The organism is Psychrobacter fozii, assembly GCF_003217155.1.
In the GTDB taxonomy this organism is placed as follows: Bacteria; Pseudomonadota; Gammaproteobacteria; order Pseudomonadales; family Moraxellaceae; genus Psychrobacter; species Psychrobacter fozii.
Map to the genome: position 1 here is coordinate 189,532 of NZ_QJSU01000007.1, position 17,053 is coordinate 206,584.

The 17,053-nt window shown below is 41.2% G+C and carries 15 protein-coding genes and 2 tRNA genes; 9 read left to right on the forward strand and 8 right to left on the reverse strand.

The annotated features are described in order from the left end of the window. Positions 1-129 precede the first annotated feature (129 nt). The 4 genes from gltX to DFP82_RS10500 all read left to right on the forward strand — a co-directional run bounded on the left by gltX (position 130) and on the right by DFP82_RS10500 (position 2,611). Positions 130-1,656, forward strand: a complete 1,527-nt coding sequence (gene gltX, locus DFP82_RS10485) for a glutamate--tRNA ligase (protein ID WP_110923681.1) — start codon at positions 130-132, stop codon at positions 1,654-1,656. Positions 1,657-1,814: 158 nt separating this feature from the next. Beyond that, a complete protein-coding gene (locus tag DFP82_RS10490) occupies positions 1,815-2,192 on the forward strand; it encodes a hypothetical protein (RefSeq protein WP_110923682.1) in 378 nt (125 codons plus the stop codon). 122 nt (positions 2,193-2,314) lie between these two features. Continuing rightward, positions 2,315-2,390 (forward strand) — tRNA-Ala (locus tag DFP82_RS10495). A gap of 145 nt (positions 2,391-2,535) precedes the next feature. Continuing rightward, positions 2,536-2,611 (forward strand) — tRNA-Glu (locus tag DFP82_RS10500). A 132-nt stretch (positions 2,612-2,743) separates the two neighbouring features. Here DFP82_RS10500 and DFP82_RS10505 read toward each other — a convergent pair. Together DFP82_RS10505 and DFP82_RS10510 are read right to left on the reverse strand one after the other, a co-directional pair. After that, positions 2,744-3,349 (reverse strand): hypothetical protein, encoded by a 606-nt coding sequence (locus tag DFP82_RS10505; protein ID WP_110923683.1) that lies wholly within the window; start codon positions 3,347-3,349, stop codon positions 2,744-2,746. 33 nt (positions 3,350-3,382) lie between these two features. Continuing rightward, the gene (locus tag DFP82_RS10510) at positions 3,383-3,682 is read right to left on the reverse strand and encodes an SH3 domain-containing protein (RefSeq protein WP_110923684.1); all 300 of its coding nucleotides are present in this window, start codon (positions 3,680-3,682) and stop codon (positions 3,383-3,385) included. Between the two features lie 284 nt (positions 3,683-3,966). Here DFP82_RS10510 and DFP82_RS10515 point away from each other — a divergent pair, with 284 nt between their 5' ends. Both DFP82_RS10515 and DFP82_RS10520 read left to right on the forward strand, forming a co-directional pair. Continuing rightward, on the forward strand, positions 3,967-4,620 hold the full coding sequence (locus DFP82_RS10515) for a LysE family translocator (RefSeq protein WP_110923685.1): 654 nt from the start codon (positions 3,967-3,969) through the stop codon (positions 4,618-4,620). A 32-nt stretch (positions 4,621-4,652) separates the two neighbouring features. Further along, the gene (locus DFP82_RS10520; RefSeq protein ID WP_110923686.1) at positions 4,653-5,111 is read left to right on the forward strand and encodes a hypothetical protein; all 459 of its coding nucleotides are present in this window, start codon (positions 4,653-4,655) and stop codon (positions 5,109-5,111) included. A 113-nt stretch (positions 5,112-5,224) separates the two neighbouring features. Here DFP82_RS10520 and acnA read toward each other — a convergent pair whose 3' ends face one another. Then, complete coding sequence (gene acnA, locus DFP82_RS10525; RefSeq protein ID WP_110923687.1) at positions 5,225-8,065, reverse strand: aconitate hydratase AcnA; 2,841 nt, start codon at positions 8,063-8,065, stop codon at positions 5,225-5,227. A gap of 312 nt (positions 8,066-8,377) precedes the next feature. After that, positions 8,378-9,385, reverse strand: coding sequence for a DUF3025 domain-containing protein (locus DFP82_RS10530; protein WP_110923688.1), 1,008 nt, complete (start codon positions 9,383-9,385; stop codon positions 8,378-8,380). A gap of 113 nt (positions 9,386-9,498) precedes the next feature. Here DFP82_RS10530 and DFP82_RS10535 point away from each other — a divergent pair, with 113 nt between their 5' ends. Both DFP82_RS10535 and DFP82_RS10540 read left to right on the forward strand, forming a co-directional pair. Further along, positions 9,499-10,215: a metal-dependent hydrolase gene (locus DFP82_RS10535; RefSeq protein ID WP_110923689.1), complete on the forward strand. Its 717-nt coding sequence runs from the start codon at positions 9,499-9,501 to the stop codon at positions 10,213-10,215. Positions 10,216-10,260: 45 nt separating this feature from the next. After that, on the forward strand, positions 10,261-10,833 hold the full coding sequence (locus DFP82_RS10540) for a YchJ family protein (protein WP_110923690.1): 573 nt from the start codon (positions 10,261-10,263) through the stop codon (positions 10,831-10,833). Between the two features lie 42 nt (positions 10,834-10,875). Here DFP82_RS10540 and DFP82_RS10545 read toward each other — a convergent pair whose 3' ends face one another. The 4 genes from DFP82_RS10545 to DFP82_RS10560 are packed head-to-tail and all read right to left on the reverse strand — an operon-like array spanning position 10,876 to position 16,015. Beyond that, on the reverse strand, positions 10,876-13,524 hold the full coding sequence (locus DFP82_RS10545; RefSeq protein ID WP_110923691.1) for an SIR2 family protein: 2,649 nt from the start codon (positions 13,522-13,524) through the stop codon (positions 10,876-10,878). A gap of 35 nt (positions 13,525-13,559) precedes the next feature. Next, positions 13,560-14,468, reverse strand: a complete 909-nt coding sequence (locus tag DFP82_RS10550) for a class II glutamine amidotransferase (RefSeq protein ID WP_110923692.1) — start codon at positions 14,466-14,468, stop codon at positions 13,560-13,562. Then, positions 14,469-14,798 (reverse strand): putative signal transducing protein, encoded by a 330-nt coding sequence (locus tag DFP82_RS10555; RefSeq protein WP_245905705.1) that lies wholly within the window; start codon positions 14,796-14,798, stop codon positions 14,469-14,471. Positions 14,799-14,845: 47 nt separating this feature from the next. Beyond that, positions 14,846-16,015, reverse strand: a complete 1,170-nt coding sequence (locus DFP82_RS10560) for a homoserine kinase (RefSeq protein ID WP_110923693.1) — start codon at positions 16,013-16,015, stop codon at positions 14,846-14,848. A 190-nt stretch (positions 16,016-16,205) separates the two neighbouring features. Between DFP82_RS10560 and hisF the strand changes: the two genes are divergently transcribed. Next, positions 16,206-16,988, forward strand: a complete 783-nt coding sequence (hisF, locus tag DFP82_RS10565) for an imidazole glycerol phosphate synthase subunit HisF (RefSeq protein WP_110923694.1) — start codon at positions 16,206-16,208, stop codon at positions 16,986-16,988. The last annotated feature ends 65 nt before the right edge of the window (positions 16,989-17,053 follow it).

Below are 17,053 nucleotides of genomic sequence, written 5' to 3' on the forward strand. Positions count from 1 at the left end.
TTTTCTACTTTGACGACTATTGTTTCATCCGTATTTTTTATTCAAATATTTCATTCATATTTGTCATTGCGATTTTTTATTACCCTCTTTCACTGCTAAATTCATTAACAAACGTATTTTGAGATTCCTATGACCCAAACATCGACCCAAGCATCAACACGCCCTGTCCGTACTCGTATCGCGCCTTCACCCACTGGCTTTCCTCACGTAGGGACAGCTTACATCGCACTATTTAACTTGGCCTTTGCTAAAGCGCATGGCGGCGAATTTATCTTACGTATCGAAGACACTGACCAAACGCGCTCAACCGAGCAATCAGAACAAATGATTTTAGACGCACTACGTTGGGTCGGTCTAGACTGGAGCGAGGGTCCCGATATCGGTGGTCCACACGCCCCTTATCGTCAGAGCGAGCGTAGCGACATTTATACCAAACACGCTGAGATACTCATAGAAAAAGATCATGCGTTTCGCTGTTTTTGTACCAGTGAAGAGCTAGATACCATGCGTGCTGAGCAAATGGCCAATGGCGAGACCCCACGTTATGACGGTCGCTGTGCTCATCTTGCACCAGAAACCACCGAAAAATTGGTCACTGAAGGTAAACCGCATGTGATTCGTATGCGTGTGCCTACCGAAGGCATCTGCCAAGTACATGACATGCTGCGCGGTACGGTTGAGATTCCTTGGACCCAAGTCGACATGCAAGTGCTGCTAAAAACAGACGGCATGCCAACATACCATTTAGCCAATGTCGTCGATGACCATTTAATGGACATCAGTCATGTGATGCGCGGTGAAGAGTGGTTGAACTCTGCGCCTAAGCATCAGTTGCTTTATGAATATTTTGGTTGGGAGATGCCAGTACTTTGCCACATGCCATTACTGCGTAACCCAGACAAATCAAAACTGTCTAAGCGTAAAAATCCAACCTCTATCACCTACTATCGTGATGCAGGCGTGCTACCTGAAACGTTGCTCAACTATCTCGGTCGTATGGGCTACTCAATGCCAAATGATGCTGAGCAGTTTACCTTAGAAGAAATGATTGCTAGCTTTGATATTCAACGTGTGTCACTTGGCGGCCCTATCTTCGATATCGAAAAGCTCAACTGGCTAAACGCAGAATGGCTACGCGCCCTCACCCCTGAAGAATTAAAGAACAAAATCCTCGACTGGGCCAGCAACAGTGACAAGCTGACTGCTATTGCAGCGGCGATTCAGCCACGTATCGAATTGCTATCTGATGCGGTTAATTGGGGTGGTTTCTATTTCCAAAACCTACCTGATATTAATGCCGAAAACTTTACCCATAAATCACTGACACCTGAACAAATCATCGAGATGCTTCAGCTGTCGTTATGGCAGCTAGAAGTCTTACCGACTTGGTCGGAAGAAAACATCTACGCCACTCTAAAAGGTCTGGCCGCTCACCTCGATATTAAGATGCGTGACTTTATGGCGCCGTTCTTTATCGCTATCGCTGGTAGCACGTCATCGACGCCAGTCATGAACTCTATGGCGATTATCGGTGCTGATATGACGCTAACTCGCTTGCGTCATGCGGTTGATGTACTGGGTGGCCTAGGTAAAAAGAAACTGAAAAAGCTTGAGAAACAAGCGGCAGAATTGCCAGACTTTTTGGCTGCTGAATAGTTTAGCTACTGAATAATTTATCTACTAAACAGTCGATTAACTGAAATTTTTGAATGTAGAAGGGTCAGGCCAGTTCTGACCCTTTTTCGTTATTAATAGGTATTATTACCTTTAGACTATTAAATATCCTTTATCAAACTTCTTCACTGGAAATAAACATGGCCGCCAAAACCGTTACGATAGAAAGCAAAGATTATGTCTTTAACACGCTTAAAGAAGCGCAGAAATACTATGACGCCATCGTAAAAGAGCTTTTTGATGCCAAACTTACCCTGACAAAGGGTCAAGATTTCGAAGATTTAAAATGGATATACACCACTTACTGTGGTTATACCAATCATAATCTAGATAAATTAAGCAAGTTTGACATCACTGGCTTTAAAGGTATCAGAACCGTCAGAGAAAAAGGTGGTCAATATATCCCTACTGAGTGCTGTGTAATTATATTCTCTGATGGTAACTCTAATTGTACCGAAGAAGAGTTTTATACGGATAAAGCCATCAAAGAGATCTCTCTTAAGCAAAATCCACGCTAATTTGGCCTTGTTAAGCTATTAAAATAGGCTAAAACGCTTTTTTTTGCATATTTATGGATTATTTTTAAAATAGTGGTTGACAGGACTGTCGGTCTTGCATAAAATACGCACACTCTTAGCGAGGGGCTATAGCTCAGTTGGTAGAGCACTTGCATGGCATGCAAGGGGTCAACGGTTCGACTCCGTTTAGCTCCACCATACTATTTATTGCAATGCTCAGTACTACTGAAATTTATAATAGATACTCGCTAGTAGGACGATATCAGCACCTAGGCAATGCTTACTTGTAAGCTATCTGATATTGTGAAGTACCGTTGTAACCATTGGTTATAACACTCTATGCGTCCCCATCGTCTAGAGGCCTAGGACACCGCCCTTTCACGGCGGTAACGGGGGTTCGAATCCCCCTGGGGACGCCACTATTCGGCGTCACTTATTAGCACTTTTGCTTAGCATTAGATTAGACTAGTAAGCGAACAATAAAAAAGCCCAGTCATCATACGGTGACTGGGCTTTTTTATGTTTGTTGATTTTTATCTAGCATTAATTAATCAACATTGCACTAGCACTCTAATAGCAACCAGCTTGTTGTCTAGGAAACTCAGATATAGCAGATTATCACTAGTTTTTTCACGGACAGAATACATAATGTCGTAGGCTGTTTTTATACCAGTAGACTCTATGCCAACCGTGTTGTCTGAGACTGTCGCCTTATTTTTATAAACTTCAAATTTTTCAAGGCTTAAGCTTTTAGGATTGAAGTTGTTATCGATTAATAGTTCATTGTATTTAATACGAAGCCCATCAGGGATGCCCACTATTTTCATGATAGCGCCCTGATTATCTGTGATATCAACTTCCATATTGCCATACTGATAAATCGCTTCTTCTCCGCTCTCTCCTATTTCTTCTTCAGTAAAAAAACCGCCACACTCAACGTCACTCATTTTCTTGAATTCACCGTCGAATGTGGTCATGCTTTTAATTTGATCTAAGCTAAACGCTTTACCAATTTCGATTTCTCTTATATTTGCGTCAGAATATTTCTCGATTTTTATATTACTATCAGAAGCTTCTGCGTTTGGTGTGTTAATGCCAGTGCTACACGAGCAAATTAAAAAAGACATAGCAAATATGAACACATACTTATCAATCACATGACCATCCTCTGAAACTGCAAAATTGTCGTATTAGCGATCATAACAAGAAACAAACTCTCTAATCGCCCAGCCCCATTGCCTATACTCGCCCTTATAGTAACCTTCTAGATAAACCCACGGACGGTTTCTACTATCATAAGTGACTTCTGTGACATACACTTCGCGATCATTACGCAGCTTATTAATAATCTTGCCATTAGGTTCATCGCGGATGTTTAATGGTGTGTCAGTCGGATCTGTTACTTTGCAAATTCTCTCAGCATGCGCAGCACTTATCCCAACAGTCGTCGCAAAAACAGATACAGCAATAGTATAAGCCAAACGTTTCATCTCAAATCCTTATTATCAACAAATGTTTCATCTATTGCTGATATATTATCAGAGTTCAAACAGCCATATCTGCGATTTTTATAAGATATTTACGTTTTATCCATTTCACAGGGACTGAGCGTAGAGTGTGTATTCTGCTTTCTAAAATCAGTATTTATTGAGTGATTTACTCTATTGCTAACTCACTCAATGCTAGCTACTATCCACCCTATAAGAGTTTTATAAAAGACATAAAACGCTTATCACATACGAACAACTAGAGTTATTAAAAGAAGGGATTCGCTATGTTCGGGATTGAGAACTATCTAGGGTTTATTTTGGCTGCTATTTTGTTAAACCTAACCCCAGGCACGGACAGTATGTACATCATTACCCGTAGTATTTCGCAGGGACAAACGGCAGGGTTTTATTCTGTGTTGGGTATTACTTCGGGTATTCTGGTACATACGCTACTGGCTTCGCTAGGATTGTCCGTGTTACTTGCCAACTCTCCTACGGCATTTATGCTCGTTAAATATATTGGTGCTGGATACTTGTGCTATTTGGGTGTCAAAATGCTAATGAGTAAACAGCAGCCTTTGATAGCCAGTAGTTTGCAGGGTAGCGAGAAGCCAACATCCATCAAACCTATAGACCATTGGCAAATATATAAGCAAGGTGTACTTACCAATACCTTTAATCCAAAAGTCGCGTTATTTTTCCTCGCATTTTTCCCGCAGTTTATTGACTCCAGTTATGCTTATGGCATGCTGTCATTTTTAATGTTGGGACTAACCTTTGCTGTTACTGGCTTTATATGGTGCTTGTGTTTGGCACTGCTGGCGTCAAAGTTCGGCAAAAAACTAAGAGAGAATCCAAAAATTGAATCGATGATGAATAAAATAAGTGGTGTCGTATTTATGGGGCTAGGAATTAAGTTGTTGACTGAGAAGGGTTGATAGAATTGGAATACATAGTAGAGGAAATAATAATGAACGATGATAGTAAGAAAAAATTTACTTTGCTACTTGAAGAGTTACTGAATACCAAATGCTCAGAGCCAAGGCAAATAGAGATAAACCTTGAACTAAATAAATTATCTCCCGATCCGTTTTGGAGTGATTATATATTCTGGAGTGATGAGTATGTAAGCGCAGAAGGAAATGTAAACTACGAGAAACTGTTTGATAAAATTTCTGAGTACCCAAATTCTTACGAGTATAAAACAAAGAGTCGCATTTTAGAGCTGGCTCAAAAACTTATTACTAGAGATTTCTCTGATATTAATGAAGTTGACATAGTAAATGAGATCAATGAACTGTCTCCTGATATCAGTTGGACGAACTACCTTTTTGTCGATAAAAGCTGCTTAAACGATGACGGTAGCATCGATAAAGAAAAGTTCTTAAATAAAGTGTTTAAAGAGAGCTGGAATGAGAACTTCAGATAAGTTAAGTAAATAGATTTTCAGATATTTGCTTTCCCTTTTCTCAGACAATAAAAAAGCCCAATCCCCTACTTTGACGGAGATTGGGCTTTTTGTCATATTAAGTTAATACATAACTAGCCTGCTTCTTTACTCTCAGCAGCCAGCTGACGCAGTACATAGTGCAACACGCCACCGTGACGCACGTATTCACGCTCTTTTGGCGTTTGTAGCATGACATTGACTACAAAACTCTCAGTTGAACCATCAGCACGTGTAGCCGTGACCGTCGCTGTTTTGCTTTCACCATTGTCTAGACCCGTGATACTAAGTACCTCGGAACCATCTAGATTATAAGTCTCTGCATTTTCACCTTCTTTAAAGGTCAATGGCAGCACACCCATACCGACTAGATTTGAACGGTGAATACGCTCAAATGAGCTGGTCAATACCGCTTTTACACCGAGCAAAATCGTACCTTTGGCAGCCCAATCACGGCTAGAGCCAGAGCCATATTCCGCACCGCCCAATACCACGAGTGGGCGCTTGTCTTCTTTATACTTCATCGCCGCATCATAGATAGCCATTTCTTCACCATCTTGGAGAGTGGCTTTATCACCATTAAAGTAATAGGTATAGCCACCCTCTTTGCCAGCCATCATCGTATTCTTGATACGGATATTGGCAAAGGTACCACGAGTCATAACCGCATCATTACCACGGCGTGAACCATAGCTGTTGAAATCGGCTTGTAGCACGCCACGCTCTTGCAGATACTTGCCTGCAGGCGAGTCTGGGTCGATATTACCCGCTGGTGAGATGTGATCAGTAGTGATTGAATCACCGAACAGACCTAAGATACGTGCGCCTTCGATATCAGGGATACCTTCTGGCTCCATGGTCATACCATCAAAGAACGGTGGGTTTTTGATATACGTTGACCCTTCATCCCATGGATACAGTTGGCTATCCGCTGAACTGATCGCGTTCCATGCTTTGCTACCTGCAAACACTTCACCGTAATTTTTGCGGAACATATCAGCATCGATATTATTAGCAATCAGCTCGTTAATCTCTTCTGACGTTGGCCAGATGTCTTTTAAATAAACATCATTACCATCTTGATCCTGACCGAGTGGATGCGTGGTCATATCGATATCGACCGTGCCTGCCAACGCATAAGCGACAACCAACGGTGGTGAAGCTAGATAACTGGCTTTGACGTGTGAGTGAATACGACCTTCAAAGTTACGGTTACCAGACAGTACCGCCGCAGCGACTAGGTCGTTTTCTTCGATCCCTTTTTCGATACTTTCAAGCAATGGTCCTGAGTTACCGATACACGTGGTGCAACCATAACCTACTAGATAGAAGCCTGTTTTTTCCAGCTCATCCATCAGCTTGGTTTTTTCTAGGTAATCAGTCACCACTTTTGAACCAGGTGCTAATGACGTTTTAACCCATGGTTTGGCTTTCAGGCCTTTGGCTGCTGCTTTTTTGGCGACTAAACCTGCACCAATCATGACCGCAGGGTTTGAGGTATTGGTACAAGAAGTAATGGCGGCAATCACGACTGATCCATCACGTAGCTTGTGGTCTTTCTCATCGATACTAACGGTAGAGAAGACGCCATTTGCAGGTTGATATCCATCATCTTGATCATCGTTCATTTTTGGCTGAGCTGCTAAATGTTCAGCTTGTTCTTGCTCACCGCCTTCTTGGTCAAAGCGTATTTTACCATCGACTTCTGACTTGCGATCTTTGGTCATTTTTTCTAACGTTTCACCAAACTTCTCATGCATATCAGACAGATTGATACGCTGCTGTGGTAAGTTTGGACCAGCAAGTGCTGGCTGTACTGAAGCCAGATCTAATTCTAGCTTGCTTGAATAAGTTGCAGCTGGCGTATCGGCATCGTGCCATAAGCCTTGCGCCTTGGCATACTTTTCGACCAACTCAATTTGCGCTTCATCGCGACCAGATAGGCGCAGATAGTCAATCGCCATTTGGTCAATTGGGAAGATGCCACAAGTCGCACCATACTCTGGCGACATATTGGCAATCGTTGCACGATCAGCCAGTGGCATACTGTGTAAGCCTTCACCATAGAACTCGACGAACTTACCAACCACACCATGCGCACGTAACATCTCGACCACACGCAATACTAAATCCGTCGCAGTGACACCTTCAGTTAGCTTGCCTTTCAGCTCAAAGCCAACCACTTGTGGAATTAGCATTGATGATGGCTGACCGAGCATCGCCGCTTCCGCTTCGATACCACCCACGCCCCAACCAAGTACACCGATACCATTAATCATGGTCGTATGGCTATCTGTACCAAACACCGTATCTGGATAAGCTGTCAGCTCACTTTTACCATCGACAGTGACATCTGCTGCCATCACGACACGGGCTAGATACTCAAGGTTGACCTGATGCACGATACCCGTCGCTGGTGGTACGACAACGAAGTTTTCAAAAGCGTTACGACCCCAATGTAGGAACTCGTAACGCTCATTATTACGCTTAAATTCGATTTTTTCGTTGAGATCTAGCGCGTCTTCACGGCCATAAGCATCTACTTGTACAGAGTGATCGACGACCAGCTCACTAGGGATAAACGGATTGATTTGCTCAGCCTTACCGCCAAGCTCAACCACCGCATCACGCATCGCTGCCAAATCGACCACAGAAGGCACACCCGTGAAATCCTGTAGCACCACACGTGCTGGCATAAAGGCAATTTCTTTTGACGCTTCTGCGCCTGCATCCCAGTTGGCAACGGCTTCGATATGGTTTTTTCCGACTGATTGACCGCCGTCTTCGTTACGTAATAGGTTCTCTAATACGATTTTCATGCAAAATGGCAGCTTACTGATGTTTTCGTAGGTTTTGGTTAGCGCTGGCAAGCTGTAGTAGGTATGTTCCTTGCCATCGACCGCAATCGTGTCTTTTACATCAAAAATATCGCTCATAGTAGCTTCCTTATCGTTGTTATATCCTGAGCATAAGCAGTCTTGCGCTTATGCTGATAACTGGTGGCTAGATAAATCCTTCATCACTGTTTTCTAAAATTAATCGTTATTTAAAATGAGGAGACGTAAATCTCAACGAACAAAATGGCTAAATACCCTTTAAACCATCTCTTTATCATTTAATAATAACGTTCTTTTACCATAACAAATATATCAACCTTTGTTAACGTCTAGACGTAGTCAAATCGTGGCACAATCGTAAACGTAACAACGGCTTAGCCACTTATCTACCAATACTTCAGCCATTTCACACTAATTACTTTTTTGACGGCGACCACTACGAAACACATAGTCATCATCGTAAAAACTCGGATCAGCATTTTCTGACCAAAAATGCGGCACACCCAAAATAGGCAACGGTGCAAGCTGGCGCGGTGTGACATCGTTTTTTGATAATAATTCGTCCATATAGTACGCAACTTCATCATCTAAATAACGCATACGCTCAGCTAACGATAGGTTAAAGAATTCTTGTGCAACATGAATGACAATGCTGTGAGCGCATAAGGGTTTTCGCGGGTATACCAACTGCTCAAGCAGTGCATGACCAAAGATATATACTGCGGCTTGTGCATGGCTATTAGACTGTTGCGGGTCGTCCCATTTAACACGTGGCTTCACCAAACTTGCCTGCCAGTCGAAATTGACTAATGCCTCACCGATACTAGCATCAGAAGTCACTAGCACTGCCCCATTCTCATCAAAGACAGTAATGGTGTCACGCACACGCCCTCGACGCTCACTAATACCCTGCGCGGCAATCTCTAGCATATGGTAATAGTTCAGCATGGCTTTGGTTTTCGGAAAGGTCAGCCAAATACTGCCGTTAAATAAATCATGTAAGTTGTCACGGGTCGGGATGTTACCAGTCGTTGCAATAAAGCTTTCGTACGCTTCGCCTTCAGGCAGCGCATCCTGTGAGACGAACTTCAAGGTATGGGCTTGATTATTATGAGTGGGCTTAGTCATTGGTAGCTCTGCTTGCCCATGACTGCTCTGCTCATTACTGCTTTGCTGATTAAATGCATTGTTTAATACACCTGCAATGACATCTATTGGCTGACCCTCATATACCACAGCATTGTTTTGTTCACTTGATGAGATTAGGCTGTGAATAGCAGCGCTGATGATACTCAGCTGATTTATATGGCACATCCATGGCACTTGCCAATCAATGTCAGCGAAGCTTTTATCCAGCATAGGTGGGCTCTCAGATAAAACATCAGCATCAAGGGCAACAGGGGAATCAGTGATAAGCATAGGAGCGTTCTCTGTTAAGCATTTGGCTACGCTATGGTATCATGGTGCGCTTTTTTACTGCTAGATGAGCCGCTCGAAAGGTCTTTTTGAGCGCTATGGATGAATGAGTTTTTATGGCAAATTTTAATACCCACCTGAATGTCGCATTTATGGTCAGCGGCACGCTAAGTTTGACGGTTTATAAAGCAGGATTAATTGATGATTCAGGCTTTTTGGTGTGCGTGGCGCTTGGGACTATTGGCGGGTTATTACCGGACTTAGATTCTGATAATTCCACACCGATTAAGCTTGGTTTTAATATTACCTCGTTTATCTTTGCCTTTGGACTCGTCATGCACTGGCGCAGTGATTTGAGCTTACTTGCATTGATAGTATTGTGGCTAGCTGGCTACGGTTTTATGCGCTATGTTGTATTTTATGTCTTTACAAATATGACAGTGCATCGCGGTGTGATTCACTCTGTGCCGTATATGGCGATACTTGGACTGGGTTTGACGTGCCTGAGCTACTATGCCGTGCAGCTACCACTGACCACCAGTTGGTTTTACGGTTTATTCTTGTTCGGTGGCGCGATGGTACATCTATCATTGGACGAGCTGTATAGCGTCAATCTGTCCAATATGAAGATGAAACGCTCATCGGGTACGGCGATGAAGTTTTATAAGCATGACGACAAATGGTGGTATCTATTGCTATATACATTGCTCGCTATACTGGTATATATGGCACCACCTTTTGAAGCGTTTTGGGCGCAACTCCGTGATCCTACTCCTTGGGCACAGCTCAAAGTCGGCATATTGCCAGAGTTAATAAAAAGCATGCTGCAATAAAAGCACCTTAAAGCCGTAAAATCCAAACGAAAAGTAGAGTAACCCATGCAACTGTCCCTACAAACTTGCCCTTGCCAAATCAATCCAGCATCAGAATCTGTCAGCTCAGCGCTACTTTATAAAGAGTGCTGCCAGCCTTATCATGACAGTCTTTGTCATAAAGAAGTTGATCAATCAGATGGCATATATGCAGACTCTGCCGAGCGATTGATGCGCACGCGCTATAGTGCGTTTGTGTTGGTGAAGCCAGAGTATATCGTCAAGACTACGCTGCCAACGCAGCAAGCATTACTTGATGTGCAAGCAATTGAGAGTTGGGCGAAGGAAACGGGCTGGACAGGGTTAGAGATTGTAGAGCACACGCCAAAGCTAGGTAAACGTCATGCACAGGTTGAGTTTAAGGCGTATTTTAATGCCAAAGGTAATACAGGTGATTTAGCAGAAAAAGTACAAGCGCATCATGAGCTGTCCACCTTCGTGAAGGCAAAAAGCAAAGCTAACGATGATGCGCACTGGTACTTCTTAGATCCGACGGTTGCGATGACTGTCAGCCAAAAGCAACCGTGTATTTGCGGCTCAGGCGAAAAGTTTAAGCGGTGTTGTGGAGTTTATCTATAGTTAAATAACTAAAATATATAGTATTGTAATAAAACTGCAAAACTATATAGCAGTCAAAGATTTTTTCACTTTTAACTTATCATCGTCTGATAATATTACCCAATCATTACAAGCAAGAAAAGCGTTTCTATCTCTTTTAACTAGTTTAATTAGCTCTTGTATAGCTTGATGATGATTTTCACCTAAAATCAGCTTAGCTCCAATTCGAACATTCTTATCCTTCGAGTTATTAACAAAATTTCTGAGTAAGTCCGCTTCAAATTTACTGCTTTCTAATCTCTTGTAACTGTACATCGTGTTTATAGTTATAATTTCACAATCGAAGTCGTAACCACCTTTTTTATAACTTTTATAAAGATTGCTTAGATCTTCATATTTCTCACTTTTTAAGAGTAAGAAACTTTTTCTATTAAAATAGTTCTCGTCGAAACTCTTATACTCATATTGTTTGTTTAAATAATCTATAGATTCAGAAATAAATCCTTGCTCTTCTTTGATCAATGATAAGAAATTATAGAAGTGGTAAGGCTCAATATCCATTTCCTTAGTGTTAATGATTATCTCTATTTTTCTCAAAATTTCTTTATCTAAATACCTTACTATTTTAATAACGTCTTCTGCATAATCAAGGAAATCTTGACTTTTCATAGCACTTTCAATATTTTCTCTTATATAACTTTCATCATAATCATATAGAAGAAGAAATCTAGCTTTAGACACGACCACAATTGTTGGGTTATCTTTATTTTTATTTTCAGGGTCTACTTCTGATAGATAAAAACTAAGTATTTCGTTGTAACTAAAATCTAGTTCTGAATTTAAAAACAGTTTGTTAATTAGCTTTTTTATTTCATATCTTTCAGAGCGGCTTGCTTTTGTTAGTTTTAAAATTAAATGTTCCAAGAGCCGTTTTGAGGAGTCCACTTCATCGAAAAGATTTACAAAATAAGTTTCCAAACCAAAATAATATGTGCTTTCTGAGTTTATCTGTCTTGCACTTGATATTAAATCACTAGCTTCTTTCTTAATCCTTAACTTGACATCTTTTTCTTTTGAGCTTAAATTGAATTCGTTATATAGCATTCTAAGCTTATAAGACCATGCGCTATTCTTTAAGCTTGGTTCTATTTTTATACTTTTTTCAACTATAGGTCTTATTTCCTCACAGAAAGACTTATTTTTATAACTTTTCAAACTATCAAAAATCTCAAACCTCAATTTAATTTTGTAATTTAGATATTTATAGTTATTATTAAATAGTTCATCATATTTTTCAGCCTCATACAATCTATCTATAATTTTTTTGTAATTTTTTAATTTAGGTAAATAATAGTCAAAATTATAGCGATCATATTCTATAATTTCTTCTGACCATCTACTATTATCAAAATCTAAATTTAGCCTTTTAGAAAAACTTATTAGCTTAGATAACCACAACATTTTAACTGGCACTACCTCTGACTCAGCATAGTAAATTTTAGTTTTTTCATAGGCCTCTTTTAAGTCTTCACTGGCTAATTTATCTATCTCAAACACTTTTCTTTGATCATGTATTGATGCTTTGTTATTTAATACATCATTATCTTCGCTGATGCCTATAGATATATAATCAGATATGGTTTGGGTTTCACTCTCATATTCTAGAGCTTCTATATCTTCTCTTATTCTTTCATCTGTAAAGATTTCTTTACTTGCTACTATCTGTTGAATTATTTTTTGCTGCTTAGACTCTCTATAGGTATTAAATATCTTCTTTGAGCCTACAAGCTCATGATGCAACTCATTAAAAAACTCATCAAAACCCTTAATTATGACTGGGTAAACACCATCCTTCCAGAAAAAACTTTTTAGTTTAGGATTAATTTCATCTTCTTCTCTCAAACACCAATACAAACCATTCTTTAAATAGTTATCTGATTTAATTAGATATTCTAATATATCCATTATAGAACGGTCGCTACCTGAATACCCTAATACTATTAACCCGTATTCCTTACAAAATTCTATCAGTTTATCTCTGATATTGTTTTCCAAGGACTCGGTTTCTTTTAAAGTACTTTTTATATCTTCAAATAAATAATCCCCATGCAACTTGATTATTTTAGGTCTTTTAGACGTAACAGAGATCGAATGTACAGATGAATCATGAGCACATACAATAGGTCTTTTATTAGATAGTTGATAGAAAGCCTCATTCACAAGATCATCAAAATTAGTAGTGAATATAGAATCGAAAAAATTATGTTTAACTAATGATACTAAATAAGCATATCCTATCGATGGTAGCCTTCCATCTACCTCTTTTTCAATAAACCTTCTACGCTGAGGTGCTAGATCGAATTTTTTTTCGAACAAGGAAGAATAAGGATTCGAAACATCGAACCAACTTGCATGTACTCTTTCAAAATAATTTCTTAATTCATTATACCTAGCATGTAGGTCGTTTTCTGAACTAGCATTTGTTATTCTAAACTTTTCGTTAGTATCCCTTTCATAGAGTTCTTCCATCCATTCAACTATTAATTCAAAGGCAGTTGAAATACCAGAACTTCTTGAAGCTCCTGCACCTAGGAAAATTGAATAGTTAGAAACATCTTTATTTTCTTTAGTCTTTACATATCTGACAAGATCTTTAACCGTTCTTATCTTATGCTTTAACTCACCAGAGTCCATTAGGTCTTTTGCTTTCATTGTTTACGTCCATTGTTTTAATTAAATTGAAAGTATCAAACACTCGCTCCAACGGCTCGTGCAATCGCAATACCTTCATCAACGGTCAAAAACTTGCGCTGACTTGGGCTATCTTTATAAATGACATCACCATCTTGAAATATTAAGCATTCATTGACCGCTAACTGTTGCCATTTTTCGTTTTCAGTCAATGGCACGGTGACTAAAATAGTGACCTTATCAGCATCTGTGGTTACATCGCCAAAATTAATCGCCAAGTCATCGTCCGCCAATTTTGCCTCACCAAATGGTGCTTTACGCGTGAGATAAAATAATAAGCTACCCGCATAGGCCAGTTGCCACCTACCATTTGATATCAAGCAATTAAATAAACCGTTGGCAGATAGATAACGACATTGCGTAGTCAAAAAATTAAACAGCGTCTTGTCATCAGGACGGCTCTTAAAGCTACTTTTAAGGCGATTGACCAAATAACAAAATGCCATTTCGGAGTCAGTTGAGCCAACTGGCTGGCAGTGTGAGCCATTACCATTGTCTTGTAAGCGCTGACAGCGTTTAATGAATTCGCTATTCATCTGCCCATTGTGCGCAAACACCCACTGCTCGCCCCATACTTCGCGGACGAATGGATGCGTGTTGGCCAAGCAGTTCTGCCCTTGGGTAGCCTTACGGATATGCGCAATGACGTTCATGGCTTTGATTGGGTAGTTATTGACCAAGTCAGCCACTGGTGACAGATGACTTGGGCGATTGTCATGAAACAGACGCAGTCCCGTTGAATCATTTGCCGCTTTATCACTATTCACACAATCGCTACGTTCAAAAAACGCAATGCCAAAACCATCTTCGTGGCTGTCAGTCATACCGCCACGCTTGCGAAATCCTGCAAAGCTAAAACCAATATCCGTTGGGGTGTTGCTGTTCATTCCTAAGAGTTGACACATTTATAAAGTACCGCCGTTATTGTCGTTCATTATCGGGTTGCTTTGAGTAGAATTACTTTGAGCGTCAGATAGCGCATCAAAGTCCGCATCACTCATCTCATCCAGCAAGGCTGCACCATCGGTTGGAATGGTCGCTAAAATACGCTGAGCTTCTGCCAAATCCGTATCTTGTACCCACAGCACTGCCCCTGAGTTCATACCAGGAATGCTACTCAGCGCTTGCATGGATACCGTAATGTTATTATTTCTCAGCAAATTGGCATGCAATTCGCCTTGCATATTGGTGTCGTAGCGTGCCAGCTTGTGCCAGTTGTCAACTTGATCGGTCATGGGATCGCCTTATAGTTTTGGTACCAGAATAAGTGAATAAGCAATGCTTACGACAATTGATCTAGCGTATATTCTTTGATTGCGAACTCACTACTATTGCTCAATTTTTCACGGGCTTGCTCAGCTTGCGTGATGCTGCTAAACACACCGATTATTTGATTGTCTGATGTAGTTCCAGAAAGCACAAATACGGTGTTTTGCGATTTTTCAACATGCGCCCAGTGATAAGCGGCCAGACGTTTCATCAAGTCAGGGTTTTTGACCATGATGTTATCACCCGTACGACCTTCGGTACGGTTGTAATGAATCACGTTTAGACGCAATAACCAAAAAATCACCGCCGCTTTGGCTAGCATAACAGGCAACGCACGCTTTTCATCAAGGCCAAGTGCGCGTTTAGACTCATACCCTTGTAAGAATGCCGCCATCTTACTGCGGTCAAAGTTCACTGACTCGCCTTGCTCAGCCATGCCCCACGTCGTGCAAAAGTCATTGATGGTAATGGCAATATCCATCACATAATGCTCAACACTGACCTCGGTAAAGTCTAATAAACCAGTGAGATGCTCTTCCCCTTTTTGCAGATTCCATAGGGTGTTGTCCGCAAACATATCTAAATGACACAAACCATTTGGCAACGTTGTCAGTGGCAACTCTGTGTAAGAGCGCCAAATATCACTCATCAATTTGGCTTCATCACCTGGCATAAACTGCATTTCACGATCGCGTACATCTGCCCACGGGTATAAAGGTACGCCATACTGCTCAGCAGGCTGTAATGCTTGCAGCGTCTCATGCAACATCGCTAGAGCAGCACCGATATCATGGCACATCGCTTGCGTGGTTTGCTCTGGATGCGACCCTGCTAGGCATGGCACTAGCGTAATAGCTTTGTCTTCGTAATGAATGACATAGCGTTTATCATCGTCATCCGTTTGAACACTATTGGATTCAATAACTGATAGCGGTGCGGCAACCGGTAGCTTACCGTCTAACTGATTGAGAATAACCGCCATTTTTTCGATATCAGCAGGTGGACGCTCTTCGAATAAAGTTAATACATAAGAGTATGCGCCATCTACATCGTCAGTCGTTTGAATAAACCAGTTTGAGTTTTTTATCCCTTGGGTAATCGGAATAGCACGCACGAAAGACACGCCAAAGCTCTGGCAAAAGGTGGCAAACTGGTCATTGGTTAACTGGGTATAGACGGACATGACATCTCACTTTTAGCAATTGAATAAGAAGTTAAATAGAATAGATTGAGGCGGTAATCACAGCAATTGTACCGCGCATGGGTAAACTATGGCGAAATGCATAATAATCTTACGAAAACCTGCCTGAGACAGCGGTGTTTTTGCTAGACTAGCGCCTATAGAATGAATTGATTATAAGGTGAAAGACCCTATGTTAGCAAAGCGTATCATTCCTTGTTTGGACGTTGATAATGGCCGTGTGGTCAAAGGCGTACAATTTGTCGATATCAAAGACGCAGGTGACCCTGTCGAAGTGGCCAAACGCTACAACGAACAAGGCGCTGATGAGATTACTTTTTTAGACATTACGGCGACCAATGATGAGCGCGATACCACTTATCATACCGTTGAGCGCATGGCCGAGACTGTATTCGTCCCGCTCACCGTTGGCGGTGGCGTGCGTAAAATCGCTGATATCCGCAATTTGCTCAATGCTGGCGCGGATAAAGTAGCGATTAATTCAGCAGCAGTTTTTACCCCAGAGTTCGTTGGTGAAGCCTCACAGAAATTCGGCAATCAATGTATCGTCGTTGCCATCGATGCCAAGCGTGTCGCGGATATCAATGTTAATGGTATTGTCGTCCCACGTTGGGAGATATTCACTCACGGTGGTCGTAAGCCAACTGGCATTGATGCGGTTGCTTGGGCGAAAAAGATGGCTGATCTGGGTGCAGGTGAATTATTAGTCACCTCGATGGACGGCGACGGTACTAAAAAAGGCTATGACTTAGCTCTAATGCAACAAATCACTAGCCAAGTAAATGTACCAGTCATTGCCTCAGGCGGCGTCGGCAACTTACAACATTTGGCCGAAGGCGTATTAGAAGGTGGCGTCGATGCAGTGCTCGCAGCCAGTATCTTCCATTTTGGTGAATACACGGTACAAGAAGCCAAAGCATATATGGCAGCGCAAGGGATACAAATGCGTCTATAGTCAATCATATATAAATTAGATAGGGCGTTAGGCGTGCTGAACCTACTATTTTTAGTGTTTTCACT